Origin of the sequence: Mobilibacterium timonense (genome assembly GCF_900155555.1) — a bacterium.
Classification (GTDB): Bacteria; Bacillota; Clostridia; order Peptostreptococcales; family Anaerovoracaceae; genus Allobaileyella; species Allobaileyella timonense.
In genome coordinates, this window is record NZ_FUHN01000007.1 from 610649 (window position 1) to 623514 (window position 12866).

A 12866-nucleotide genomic window follows, 5' to 3' on the forward strand; every position below is an offset into this window, starting at 1 on the left:
ATCTCCCGAAATCATTCAAACCGGCCGCCTTTGCCTGCGGCACTACTCATTCTCCCGACATTCGTGGTCCTTGAGCACCCTGTCGGCCAGGGCGAAGAAGGCGCCTGCTATCTCCGAGTCCGGAGCGCCCTCCACCACGGTCATGCCCTTATCCTCGAACTCCAGGATCTCCCTGCTCCTCGGTATCTCTCCTACCACGGGAATACCTGCGTTCTCCGCGAACTCCAGCACCTTCGCCTCTTCGTTCTCCACGTTCCTGTGGTTGAACACTATTCCCCTCACCTTGGCGTAACCTCTGTCGGCGAAATTGTCCACCGCAGTCTTGATGTTGTTTGCGGCATACAGTGCCATCTTCTCTCCCGAAGTGACGATCAGGATGTCCTCTGCGTACCCTTCTCTGATGGGTGCCGCAAAGCCTCCGCAGACCACGTCACCGAGCACGTCGTAGAGCACTATGTCAGGCTGGAACTTCTCGAAGACCCTCAGGTCGTCCAGCAGGTTGAATGTGGCGATGATGCCCCTTCCCGCACAGCCGATCCCCGGCGTAGGGCCGCCCGCCTCGACGCAGTAGACACCTCCGAAGCCCTGACGGATGATATCGTCTATACCAGGCTCCTCGTCGTACTCCCTCATGTAGTTCATAACAGGGGTCACCGGATCTCCGTGAAGGAGGTTTATGGTGGAATCAGCCTTAGGGTCGCAGCCTATCTGCATGACCTTATATCCCTTGAGGGCAAAGGCCGCGGCCAGATTGCTGGTGACAGTGGATTTGCCTATTCCGCCCTTGCCGTAAACAGCCAGCTTTATCATGTTCTCTTCCTCTCCTCGCATGCCAGACATATCAAAAACGGCGGCTTCCATGGGAAGCCGCCATTGTCTCTCGCAACTGATCTATAACTGATTGTTACTTTCAACGTCTTCCCGCTTGGATAACCTTACAGTCAGTCTTCATTGTCAGTGAATTCTATCACTGTCGGGAGACTCAAGTCAACGCGGAAAACAGGTATTCAGCGACTATAATATGTGAATACTTAGTCAATTTTCTCTTCGTTGACAAAATACGACCTCCTGATAAAATAACCCTAGCGCAGAAAACTGACAGACGATGATCAGCTCAGAGTCGGAAGTGGCCTGTACGAGGCTGCGCCCGAATACTGTTACGCAGAAACGCTGATGCTTCGCCTTGCCGCGAGGCATTTTTTTACAACCTCTGTACGACAGGAGGATTCAGGAAATGAAAAGGATCGCAATTTACGGAAAGGGCGGCATAGGAAAGTCCACAACGGTCTCAAACATGTCCGCCGCGCTGGCCTCGAAGGGCCTTACGGTGGTGCAGGTCGGCTGTGACCCCAAGGCCGATTCGACCATCAGCCTCCGCAACGGGCAGGAGCTCCGCCCGGTGCTGGACGTGTACAGAGAGAAGGTGAAGTCCATCACCCTTGAGGACATGTACATCCGCGGATATGGCGGTGTCATATGCGTAGAGGCCGGAGGTCCGACCCCGGGGATAGGCTGTGCCGGCCGCGGCGTGGCCAAGGCTCTCGAACTTCTCAAGGAAAAGGGGGCCGAGGAAAAGCTGAAGCCCGACGTGATGTTCTTCGACGTGCTGGGGGACGTGGTGTGCGGAGGCTTTTCCATGCCTCTCCGGAGGAACTACACCGATGCCGTGTATGTCATAAGCTCAGGTGAGCAGATGGCCATCCACGCCGCCATGAACCTGGGCCTTGCCATGGACAACTTCAAGAGGCGCGGCCACAACGGCCTGGAAGGCATAATCGGAAATAAGCGGAACGTCCCTGACGAGGACGAAAAGCTGCTCCAGCTCTCTGAGGACCTGGAATGTCCGATCGTCCAGATCCTCGAATACAGCGAGGTAGTCAAGAAGGCCAGCGACCAGGGCCTGACCGTATGCCAGGCTTTTCCGGGAGACCCGGTGATCGACAGCTACGTCAGTCTCGCCGAGAAGCTCATGGGACAGAAGCTGTAGCTGCTGCATCCGCACCGCTGTGAAACACTCAAGGAGGAATCACATGTTAGTAGATCTCCACGATCCGGACCCGTCAGGCGCTGAAGTCCGGGTCAGCGAAATAAATGAAACGGAACCATTCAGGGACACCCTTCAGTACACGTGTCCGTCAAGGGGAACCTGGACCATAACCCACACCGCCACCCTGGTACCGGGAGCGCACCAGATATACGTTGGAGCTTCCGCATGCCTCAGGGGCGTCGTGCTGTCCGCCGCAGAGTTCGAAGGCATGGACAGGTTCTCAATGGTCATGATCGAAGAGCGGGACATCCTCTCAGGAGACATGGAAGAGCTCTTCATCGAGGGCGTATCGGACATCATCGACAAGCTCCCGAGGCGGCCTTCAGCCGTCATGGGATACACCGGCTGCATACACCACTTCCTGGCGACCGATATAGACTACATTTACGACACTCTTAGAGAGCGGTATCCCGATATAGACTTCATCAGCTGCTACATGACCCCTACAATGGAAAAGAACGAGGTCACTCCGGAGGAGTACATCCGCCAGCAGATCTACGGCGGCCTGCGGCCGGGCGAGAAGGATCCGATGTCGGTAAACATGATCGGCAGCAACGAGGCCATCACCCCTGAGAGCGACCACATGAGGCTCCTCCAGGACAACGGATACACCGTAAGAGACATCTGCCGGTGCATGACATATCCTGAATACAAAGAAATGAACAAGGCATCCCTCAACATCTGTTCCATGAACGTGGCGAAGTTCGGTGCAGAGGATCTGAAAAACCGCCTCGGACAGGACTACATCTACATGCCGTACACCTGGGACATGGACGAGATCGACCGGGATATGAAAAGGCTGAGCGAGCGCCTCGGCGTTGCTCTGGATCCGGAGCGCCTGTCGGAAAGGCGCAGGGAGGCGATGAGCGCCCTGGAGAGTTGCAGGAAAAAGCTGGGCGACACTCCCATAGTGATAGACATGAGCAGCACGACCCGCTTCTTTTCTCTTGCGAAGCTCCTTCTGGAGAACGGGTTCAACGTCACCAGGATCTACGGAGACGTGGTCCAGCCCGACGACTGGGACGCCCTCCACTGGCTGCAGGATAACTATCCTGACCTGCCTCTCCGGGCGACCAAGAATTTCAAAAGCCGCTACCTGCCGCGAAACGACGCGGAGAAGAACGGCGGCCGCCTCCTGGCCATCGGCCAGAAGGCCGCGTATTTTTCCGGCACGACCCATTTCGTGAACATGATCGAAAACAACGGCTGGTACGGATACGAGGCCATCATCCGGCTCTGCGACGAAATGGAGGCTGCGATGGACCGGGAGGACGACGTCAAATCCATAATACAGGTCAAGGGATTCGGCTGTTCCGCATAGGGACACGGCACACGAACACGGAGGTAGAGCCTTGAAGCAGGCAGTACGAGTACTTTCAACATATTCAGCCGATCTTTTCGGCATCAATTCCGTCCTCTACGAGCTGGGGGGCATGGTGGTGATGCACGACGCCTCCGGCTGCAATTCGACATACAACACCCACGACGAGCCCCGCTGGTACACCATGGACAGCATGATCTACATCTCCCACATGATGGAAAACGACGTCATCCTGGGAAACGACGAGAAGCTCATAACGGACATCTGCGACGCGGCGGCGGAGAAAAAGCCCCGGTTCATCGCGGTGACCGCGGGCCTTATCCCCCTTTTCCTGTCCACCGACATGAAGGGGATCGCGAGGGTGATAGAACAGCGGACGGGGATACCGTCATTCGGCTTCACCACCAACGCCATGAGCACCTACGTGCTCGGGGCCAACGAGGCCCTGGACCAGCTGGTGAAGAGCTTCGCCGGCCGTTCGGAAAAGTCCTCAGGGACCGGCGACAGAATCCGGATAAACCTTCTGGGCGTGACTCCCCTCGATTTTTCCGTAGTGGGCAACGTGGAGGCCCTCCGGAAGATCTTCACCGACGCCGGGTTCGAGATCGTATCCACGATGGCAATGGGCACCACCCTCGAAGACATCTCCCGGGCGGGAGACGCCGACGTGAACGTGGTGGTCTCGTCCATCGCCAGGGATGCGGCCCTCACCATGAAAAAGAAGTTCGGCACTCCGTACGTCACCGGCATGCCGATAGGGAGATATGCCGCGGAAAAGATGGTGGCGCTGGTGCGGGATGCTGCCGCCGACGGCCGCTGCCGCAGCCTCGCAGGCGCCTCGGGATCGGACGAAGATCCTTTTTTCGATTCCCTTCTCTACCCCGACGAGGAATACAAGACCGGCCGCGACCCCCACGGCATACGGCAGGTGGCGAAGTCAGGCACCTTCGTCATCGGTGAGTCCTTTGCGGCTTCCGCCATGCGCACGTGCCTCGAAAAGGATCTCGGCATGAAGGACGTCCACCTCATCGCCACAACTGAGCTGACCTGCGGGCTCCTGAGGGACGGCGACCTCCACTCGAGGGAGGAGGACGACCTGGAAAAGGCTCTTTCCGGCGCATCGACCGTCATCGGAGATCCTCTTTTCAGCCGGATCCTCCCGGGGAACCGCGACCACAGGGCTTGGGAGGACAGCAAAGCCGCCCACGACGCCAGGGATAACCGCGACCAGAACATGGACACCCTGAAAATGGCAGCCGGCGACGGATTCCGGTTCGTGAACCTGCCCCACGAGGCCTACTCGGGCAGAATGTACCGCAGCCACATTCCGGTGTTCATAGGGCCGGATGTCCTGCCGTGGCTGGAGGAGCAGCTTAAGACTCAGCACATCATCTACAGCAACGACATCGAGATGGCCAACCGCCCGTTCGTATCACAAGCGAAATACTGACGAGCGCCGGCGGAAGTCTGGCCCCTTTATTTTTCCGGTCTCAGGTGATATAAGTAACTTAGCAGTTCAGCAGACTGGATGCACCGCGACTCAGGGGCACCGTGCTGCTGGAGAGAAAAGACGGACCTGCAAGTGATTTCTTTAAGAAAAAAGGAGAACTATCATGGATAACAGAGTTGCAATCATCGGCATCATCGCGGAGAGCACCGACAGCGCTGAGGAGATCAACGCACTGCTCCACCAGTATTCGCAGTACATTGTCGGAAGAATGGGAATACCTTACAGAGAGAGGCAGATCAACATCATCTCCGTGATCATGGATGCGCCTCAGGACGAGATCAGTTCCCTGTCCGGAAAGATCGGAAGGCTGGACAACGTGAGCTGCAAGGTCACATATTCGTCTAATTAGAGGCTGGAACACTGCATTTCTACAGAATCATAACCACCAGTTGAACTGGTGGTTTGTCCTTGCCCTAAAAGGGCCTGTTACTTGCAGGCGTCTTAAGACGCACCGAAATAGACTGCCAACCGCATCTCTATTTTCCGGCTGCGCCTAAGGGCGCTTTTTATTATGCCTTCGTATTCTTGCTACCCGTGAACGGGTCTATGTACTCCTTCAATGTTAATTGATCATTTGCGATATCTTCTTGCAGTTGGTTTCGTATGTATTCTGCGATTGCCTTTTTGTTTCTGCCAACTGTATCGACATAATAGCCACGGCACCAGAAATGCCTGTTCCCATACCGATATTTCATATTCGCATGTCTGTCGAATATCATCAGTGAGCTTTTTCCCTTCAGATATCCCATCACTTGCGATACGCTGTATTTTGGCGGAATTGATATCAGCATGTGTACATGATCAGGGCACAACTCCGCTTCTATTATTTCTATGCCTTTCTGATCACACAACTGCCTAAGTATCTTGCCAATATCCTCTTTTATTTTTCCGTAGATAATTTGTCTCCTGTACTTCGGCGCAAACACTACGTGATACTGACACCGCCACTTCGAATGTGTTAAACTATTGATGTCGGTTTTGGTAATATTACCCATCGATTTATTCCTCCTTTGTTACATGAGTGCGGTTGGAAGCCTCATTCATGATATCACAGGAGGTTTTTTCTTGAAGCTAAAGCTTCTTACTCCACCGGCTTAGCCGGTGGTTTTTTTACACTAAAGATNCAGAATCATAACCACCAGTTGAACTGGTGGTTTGTCCTTGCCCTAAAAGGGCCTGTTACTTGCAGGCGTCTTAAGACGCACCGAAATAGACTGCCAACCGCATCTCTATTTTCCGGCTGCGCCTAAGGGCGCTTTTTATTATGCCTTCGTATTCTTGCTACCCGTGAACGGGTCTATGTACTCCTTCAATGTTAATTGATCATTTGCGATATCTTCTTGCAGTTGGTTTCGTATGTATTCTGCGATTGCCTTTTTGTTTCTGCCAACTGTATCGACATAATAGCCACGGCACCAGAAATGCCTGTTCCCATACCGATATTTCATATTCGCATGTCTGTCGAATATCATCAGTGAGCTTTTTCCCTTCAGATATCCCATCACTTGCGATACGCTGTATTTTGGCGGAATTGATATCAGCATGTGTACATGATCAGGGCACAACTCCGCTTCTATTATTTCTATGCCTTTCTGATCACACAACTGCCTAAGTATCTTGCCAATATCCTCTTTTATTTTTCCGTAGATAATTTGTCTCCTGTACTTCGGCGCAAACACTACGTGATACTGACACCGCCACTTCGAATGTGTTAAACTATTGATGTCGGTTTTGGTAATATTACCCATCGATTTATTCCTCCTTTGTTACATGAGTGCGGTTGGAAGCCTCATTCATGATATCACAGGAGGTTTTTTCTTGAAGCTAAAGCTTCTTACTCCACCGGCTTAGCCGGTGGTTTTTTTACACTAAAGATCACAAAAAAAAGGTGCTCACCACGAACCAGCCACCGGAAGTCAGGCCTGAACGCCTGGCTCCTGATAGGTCGACTCGTGATGAGCACCTCTTTTTTTATCCTGTTTTCCGGAAACTACTTTCCGATGTATCTCGCCTCTATGTAGTAGCGCTTTTCGTTCGCCTCTCCCATGGAGAATGTCTTTCTAGGCAGCGCACCGTCTGCTGCTACAGCCGGGAAGAGCATGAACTTGTCCATGGCCGGGAGCATGAATCCCGCGTTGCCGTCCTTAGCGGAAAGGGTCTCGACCGCCTTCGTGCCGTGGATGTAGTCGATGTCGGCGTCTCCTCTCTCCTTGACGATGACGTCGAGGGCGTTCTGAAGAGCTCCTACCTCCAGCTTTGTGGAAGGATCCTCAACGATTATGGTGCCCTTCTTCTCACCAGTGAGGAACGGGATGGCGAATCCACCCTCTGGTGCCGCAGCACCTTCCTCGGTGATGTAAGCCTTGCCGTTCTCCTTATCCATGAGCTCAACTGTCTCGTTCACCAGATCCATGCCGGACTGGCCCTTCTTCGCGAATACGACTCTGTGGATAGGCTCGAATACGATGCCGTCGTCGTGGATGTTCTCGATCTCGCACAGAGCGTAACGTGCAGGGTGGTTCTCGGCCTCTTCAGGCGTCAAGGTCTTCTTGAGGTTCTCCCAGTTAGTCTTCGCAGTCGCCAGGGAGTGGTTTCCGTCGCCCATGGCCTGGAAGATAACGTTGCCCTCTCCGTATTTCTCAACGGCCTTGTCGAACAGGCGGGACAGGGCTTCCTTTGCTCCCTCAAGATCCTTCTCCGCAATGAAGGATCCAGTGATGTGTCCGCCGTCCATCATGAGATCTGTATCGTAGATCTGCTCCTGAGGGGCGTTTACCAGCGGCTCGATGACGCTCTTGTCAGGGTCGTCGATGAGTATCATGATGTGAGGGAGCTCTACAGGTGCGCCCTCTCTTATTCTCAGACGAGGAGGTATCCTCTCCACGACAGTCCCCTCGGTAGCCCTCGTGAGAGACTTGGATCCCTTGTTGAAATCGTAGCTCTCAAGGTCTGTGGCGATGACCAGTCCCAGGCGCGTCCTGCCCTCTGCGGTCCTCTTCACCAGCATGCATCCAGGTGCCAGAGTCCTCAGAGTGCCGTCCTTGATGTATTTATCCATAGTTGCGCGGATAGCTGAGGTCTTCTCTGCCTCTTCAGGCGAGTTCAGGAAGATCTCAGGAAGCATGAGCCTGAGTGTGGACGGGGCGTCCCCTACGATCTCCTCGACCTTTTCCCAGTACTCCGGCTCAGACGTGTACTGATCGCAGGCGACTACAGCCCACTTTTCATAGTCAGTACCCTCTGCCGGTACCATTATCTCCGGAATGTGAAAACCGAAGGTCCCCCAATCATAAGTTGCCATGGCAAACTCCTCCTTGTTTTATATATCGATCATTTCAGAGTGCCGGCGCCGAGACGCCAGCCTCATTATTATAACCTAAAGAAAGCTTTCTTGCACTGCCGATGATACATTATCAGACATTTCCAAATGCCTTTGCAGCGCTCACGGCCCTGTGCCATCCCTCGAGAGCCTTTTTCCTGTCCTCTGTGCTCATCTCCGGTTCAAACACCCTGTCCACGCTCTTGTTCTTCACGATGTCCTCTATGGAATCGTAGTATCCCGTGGCCAGTCCGGCCAGGTATGCCGCGCCGAGAGAAGTGGACTCGATATTGTCGTGTCTCACGATCTCCACGTGGGAGATGTCGGACTGGAACTGCATGAGGAAGTCGTTCCGGCAGGCACCTCCGTCCACCTTCACCCTCTCGATGCAGCCGCCTTCCTTGCTGCACTTAAGGTCGCTCTCCATGGCCCGGAGGAGATCCTCGTTCTGATATGCCATGGATTCCAGGGCTGCCCTCACGATGTGGTTCTTGCTGGTCCCCCTGGTGATGCCGAAGAAGGCCCCTCTCGCCTCGGGATCCCAGTAAGGTGCGCCGAGCCCCACGAATGCAGGGACGAAATAGACGCCATCGCTGCTCTTCACCTTGAGAGCCATGGCCTCCGTATCCTTCGCTCTCCTCACAATCCGCAGCTGATCCCTCAGCCACTGGATAGCGGCTCCGCACACGAACGCCGACCCTTCCAGGGCATAGTTCACCTCGCCGTTCAGTCCCCAGGCTATCGTTGACAGAAGGCCGTTCTGCGATACGACAGGCTGCTTTCCCGTGTTCAGCAGCAGGAACGACCCCGTGCCGTAGGTGCACTTTACGTCGCCCTCGTCGAAGCATGTCTCCCCAAAAAGCGCCGCTTGCTGGTCTCCCGCCAGCCCAGTGATCGGTATCGGTCCTCCGAAAAGCTCTTTTATGGTGTATCCGAAGTTTCCCGAGTTCTCCACGGGTTCAGGGAGCATCTGCTTCGGTATGTCGAGGAACTCAAGAATGTCGTCGTCCCACTTGAGCTCGTGGATGTTGAAAAGCATGGTCCTCGAGGCGTTCGAGTAGTCGGTGACGTGGGATCTCCCGCCGGTCATCTTCCACACCAGCCAGGTCTCGATGGTCCCGAAAAGCAGCTTTCCGGCCTCCGCCTTTTCCCTCGCTCCATCCACGTGATCCAGGATCCACTTCAGTTTGGTCGCACTGAAATAGGCGTCGATGATCAGGCCTGTCTTGTCTCTGACCACCTTTTCATAGCCCTTTTCCTTGAGCTCCGCCGCGTAGTCCGCCGTCCTCCGGCACTGCCACACGATGGCCGGACATACCGGAACTCCGGTATCCTTGTCCCACACCACTGTGGTCTCCCGCTGGTTCGTGATCCCTATGGCCTCGATGTCCCTGTACGTCAGGTTCCTCTTCAGGAGCGCCTCGTTCGCCACTCCCATCTGAGTAGACCAGATCTCCATCGCGTCGTGCTCCACCCATCCTTCATGGGGAAAATACTGTTTGAATTCAGACTGAGCATCGCTGACTATCCTGCCGCTTTTGTCGTAGATTATGCACCTGGAACTGGTGGTACCCTGATCCAGAGCCATGATGTACTTGCTCAAAGCCTCCTCCTTTCGTGAATTCATACAAAAAGTGCCATGATCCTGTTGCTTATGTCTATGCCCTTTTCCGTGAGACGCATGCCTCTCCCGTCCAGGTCGACGAATCCACTGTCCCGGAAAGCCATCAGCTCGGGCATTTCTTCTTTGTAATATCGAAAAAACCAGTCCCTCGGATCCTCATCCTCGTCCCTGCAGTCCTCAGAACGGCTGAGCTCCCGTATCTCCTGAAAAGTTATGCCGCAGGCCCTACGCAGGCCCGTGAACACCCCCTCGGAGACGTCGTCTCTCTCGCTGTTCTCGTGGACTTCCGCCGGGCGGTACTCGCCCTTTTCCAGATCGCCGCAGTATTTCTCCATGTCGCTCTCGTTCACGATCCTGAAGTTCCGCGTTCTCCCGGAAAAAGTTTTTTCTTCCGTCCCCAGTCTGCGGGGTTCCGGAAGGTATGAGCTCGCCCCCAGCCCGAGGCCCCAGTACGGAGCCATCGACCAGTACTTCGAGTTGTGCCTGGATCTCCTTCCCGGGCGCGCAAAATTCGAGATCTCGTAGTGCTCGAATCCGTGCTCTCTGAGGAAAGCGCATCCCCTGTGGTACATATCCCTGTCCACAAAGTCCGGAACCTCCCGGAGCCTGCCCTCTTCGAATTCCCGAAAGAAGGGCGTCCCCTCCACCAGCTGCAGGCTGTAGAAGGAGATGTGCTCCGGCTCCAGGGCCACCAGTCTCTCCAGATCCTTCATCACCCCGTCCACGGTGGTCCCCGGAACGGCGAAAATGAGATCCATGTTTATATTTGTGAATCCTGCCCTCCTGGCGTCCTTCACATCCTTCCGGGCCTGAGCCGCCGTGTGGACTCTCCCCAGATATCTCAGGATCTCGTCGTCCGTGCTCTGGACTCCCATGGAGAGCCTGTTGATCCCCAATGCTCTGAAAGCCGCGAGCTTTCCCGGGTCCAGTGTCGCGGGATTGGCCTCGAGAGTTATCTCGCTGTCCGGAGCAACTTCGAACACTTTCTGCACTGAATCAAGGATCCTGGAGATCTGCTCCGCAGACAATATGGAAGGTGTTCCTCCCCCGAAATAAATGGTATCCGCCCTTTCCCCGTGGCCTCTTATTCTGATCTCTCTGATGAGACAGTCCACATACCTTTCCACCCATGGCTGCATCTCCCCGGCCGGAAAGGACAGGAAGGAGCAGTAGTTGCACTTCCTCAGGCAGAAGGGGATGTGTATGTATATCCCGCCTGTCTTATTTGTCGTCATCGAATTTGAGCACCTCTGTGAATGCCTCCTGAGGAACGTCGACCTTTCCGAACTGACGCATCCTCTTCTTTCCTTCCTTCTGCTTCTCCAGAAGCTTCTTTTTTCTTGAGATGTCGCCGCCGTAACACTTGGCGATAACGTCCTTCCTGTATGCGCGTACGGTCTCTCTGGCGATGATCTTCTGTCCGACGGCCGCCTGGATCGGCACCTCGAACTGGTGCATCGGGATTATCTTCTTGAGCTTCGCGCACATCGCCCGCCCCTTGGCGTAGGCCTCGGACTCCGGCACGATGGTGCTGAAGGCGTCCACCAGATCCTTGTTGAGGAGTATATCCAGCTTGACCAGCTTCGCCTTCTGGTACTTGTAAAACTCGTAGTCCAGAGAGGCGTATCCACGCGTCCTGGATTTCAGGGCGTCGAAGAAATCGTAGATGACCTCGTTCAGCGGAAGCTCGTAGTCCAGCTGGACCCTGGTCTCCGTGAGGTATTCCATGTTGGTCATCTTGCCGCGCCGGTTCTGGCACAGGGTCATGATGGAGCCGACGTAGTCCTTCGGTGTCATTATATTCGCCTTGACTATAGGTTCCTGTATCTCCTGTATCTCTGCCGGATCAGGGAGATTGGTAGGGTTCTGTATCATCTGCACAGAACCATCCTTCATTATCACCTTGTATATTACGCTTGGAAGTGTGGTGATCACGTCCAGGTCGAACTCCCTTTCCAGCCTCTCTACTATTACGTCCATGTGGAGCAGGCCGAGGAAACCGCACCTGTATCCGAAACCCAGGGCCGTGGAGTTCTCCGGCTCGAAGGTGAAGGCGGCATCGTTGACCTGGAGCTTTTCCAGGGCGTCCTTTACGTTCTCATACTTCTCTCCCTCGGCGGGGTAGATGCCACAGTACACCATGGACTGAGCTTTCTTGTAACCTTTTAGTGGCTTTTCGGTCGGAGCCTCGGCGTGGGTGATGGTATCGCCGACTCTCGCGTCGGCTACTCTCTTGATGCTGGCGCAGATGTATCCTACCTCTCCAGCCCTCAGGCTGTCCGCAGGCTTCATTGCAGGAAGGCAGTATCCGACCTCTGTGACTTCGTACTTCTTGCCGGCGTTCATCATGAGGATGATATCGCCTTTTTTTACGGTGCCGTCGAAGATCCTGGAATAGATCACGACTCCCTTGTAGCTGTCATAATATGAATCGAAGATCAGCGCCTTCAGCTTCCCCTCAGGGTCTCCCTGTGGCGGCGGAAGCACCCGGACCAGCTTTTCAAGCATGCCGTCCACACCGTATCCGGTCTTGGCGGATATCTCAGGCGCATCCTCGGCGTCTATCCCGATGATGTCCTCTATCTCCTCCTTGCACTCCTCCGGCCTGGCGCTGTCCAGGTCCATCTTGTTCAGGACCGGAAGGATCTCCAGATCCTCGTCCATGGCCAGGTACACGTTCCCGAGGGTCTGGGCCTCTACGCCCTGGGTGGCGTCCACCACCAGCACCGCTCCATCGCAGGCGGCCAGGGATCTGGAGACCTCGTAGTTGAAGTCCACATGTCCCGGAGTGTCGATCAGGTTCAGTGTGTAAGTCTCCCCGTCGCCTGCCTTGTACTTCAGGCGGGTGGTCTGGAGCTTGATGGTTATGCCTCTCTCTCTCTCGATGTCCATGTTGTCCAGATACTGGTCCTTCATGTCGTGGGTATCCACCATGCCGGCCTTCTCTATGAGCCGGTCGGCCAGTGTGGATTTACCGTGGTCGATGTGAGCGATGATGCTGAAATTTCTTATGTACTTCAGGTAATCTTCCATGTATCGAATTTG

Annotated in this window: 11 protein-coding genes; 4 read left to right on the forward strand and 7 right to left on the reverse strand. The window is 54.7% G+C overall.

Annotated features, from left to right (window positions below; translation table 11 throughout):
* Positions 1-42: 42 nt before the first annotated feature.
* Entirely contained in the window at positions 43-840 is a 798-nt protein-coding gene (locus BQ7382_RS05860; protein ID WP_331465915.1) for a nitrogenase iron protein NifH, read from the reverse strand.
* Between the two features lie 394 nt (positions 841-1234).
* Here BQ7382_RS05860 and BQ7382_RS05865 point away from each other — a divergent pair, with 394 nt between their 5' ends.
* The 4 genes from BQ7382_RS05865 (at position 1235) to BQ7382_RS05880 (ending at position 5227) form a co-directional block, all read left to right on the forward strand.
* Positions 1235-1987: a nucleotide-binding protein gene (locus BQ7382_RS05865; protein WP_077391161.1), complete on the forward strand. Its 753-nt coding sequence runs from the start codon at positions 1235-1237 to the stop codon at positions 1985-1987.
* Between the two features lie 43 nt (positions 1988-2030).
* Positions 2031-3368, forward strand: coding sequence for a nitrogenase component 1 (locus BQ7382_RS05870; protein ID WP_077391162.1), 1338 nt, complete (start codon positions 2031-2033; stop codon positions 3366-3368).
* A 31-nt stretch (positions 3369-3399) separates the two neighbouring features.
* Positions 3400-4818, forward strand: a complete 1419-nt coding sequence (locus tag BQ7382_RS05875) for a nitrogenase component 1 (protein WP_077391163.1) — start codon at positions 3400-3402, stop codon at positions 4816-4818.
* A 163-nt stretch (positions 4819-4981) separates the two neighbouring features.
* On the forward strand, positions 4982-5227 hold the full coding sequence (locus BQ7382_RS05880) for a TM1266 family iron-only hydrogenase system putative regulator (protein ID WP_077391164.1): 246 nt from the start codon (positions 4982-4984) through the stop codon (positions 5225-5227).
* Between the two features lie 160 nt (positions 5228-5387).
* Here the strand turns inward: BQ7382_RS05880 and tnpA (BQ7382_RS05885) are convergent, their stop codons facing one another.
* From tnpA (BQ7382_RS05885) to lepA, 6 genes are all read right to left on the reverse strand, one after another.
* Positions 5388-5873, reverse strand: coding sequence for an IS200/IS605 family transposase (gene tnpA, locus BQ7382_RS05885; protein ID WP_077390623.1), 486 nt, complete (start codon positions 5871-5873; stop codon positions 5388-5390).
* A 267-nt stretch (positions 5874-6140) separates the two neighbouring features.
* Complete coding sequence (gene tnpA / locus BQ7382_RS05890; protein ID WP_077390623.1) at positions 6141-6626, reverse strand: IS200/IS605 family transposase; 486 nt, start codon at positions 6624-6626, stop codon at positions 6141-6143.
* A 242-nt stretch (positions 6627-6868) separates the two neighbouring features.
* Positions 6869-8179 (reverse strand): DUF1015 domain-containing protein, encoded by a 1311-nt coding sequence (locus tag BQ7382_RS05895; protein WP_077391165.1) that lies wholly within the window; start codon positions 8177-8179, stop codon positions 6869-6871.
* A 112-nt stretch (positions 8180-8291) separates the two neighbouring features.
* The gene (gene glpK / locus BQ7382_RS05900) at positions 8292-9800 is read right to left on the reverse strand and encodes a glycerol kinase GlpK (protein WP_077391166.1); all 1509 of its coding nucleotides are present in this window, start codon (positions 9798-9800) and stop codon (positions 8292-8294) included.
* A gap of 20 nt (positions 9801-9820) precedes the next feature.
* Positions 9821-11056: a radical SAM family heme chaperone HemW gene (hemW, locus tag BQ7382_RS05905; protein WP_077391167.1), complete on the reverse strand. Its 1236-nt coding sequence runs from the start codon at positions 11054-11056 to the stop codon at positions 9821-9823.
* A complete protein-coding gene (gene lepA / locus BQ7382_RS05910) occupies positions 11043-12854 on the reverse strand; it encodes a translation elongation factor 4 (RefSeq protein WP_144082090.1) in 1812 nt (603 codons plus the stop codon). The genes hemW and lepA overlap by 14 nt, the downstream gene beginning before the upstream one ends.
* Positions 12855-12866: the final 12 nt, after the last annotated feature.

Excerpts from the sequence above, each read along its gene's own strand:
- lepA (WP_144082090.1), bottom strand. The coding sequence starts at position 12,854 with ATGGAAGATTACCTGAAGTACATAAGAAATTTCAGCATCATCGCTCAC.
- tnpA (WP_077390623.1), bottom strand. The coding sequence starts at position 6,626 with ATGGGTAATATTACCAAAACCGACATCAATAGTTTAACACATTCGAAG.
- BQ7382_RS05895 (WP_077391165.1), bottom strand. The coding sequence starts at position 8,179 with ATGGCAACTTATGATTGGGGGACCTTCGGTTTTCACATTCCGGAGATA.
- BQ7382_RS05880 (WP_077391164.1), top strand. The coding sequence starts at position 4,982 with ATGGATAACAGAGTTGCAATCATCGGCATCATCGCGGAGAGCACCGAC.
- BQ7382_RS05860 (WP_331465915.1), bottom strand. The coding sequence starts at position 840 with ATGTCTGGCATGCGAGGAGAGGAAGAGAACATGATAAAGCTGGCTGTT.
- BQ7382_RS05865 (WP_077391161.1), top strand. The coding sequence starts at position 1,235 with ATGAAAAGGATCGCAATTTACGGAAAGGGCGGCATAGGAAAGTCCACA.
- BQ7382_RS05870 (WP_077391162.1), top strand. The coding sequence starts at position 2,031 with ATGTTAGTAGATCTCCACGATCCGGACCCGTCAGGCGCTGAAGTCCGG.
- hemW (WP_077391167.1), bottom strand. The coding sequence starts at position 11,056 with ATGACGACAAATAAGACAGGCGGGATATACATACACATCCCCTTCTGC.
- tnpA (WP_077390623.1), bottom strand. The coding sequence starts at position 5,873 with ATGGGTAATATTACCAAAACCGACATCAATAGTTTAACACATTCGAAG.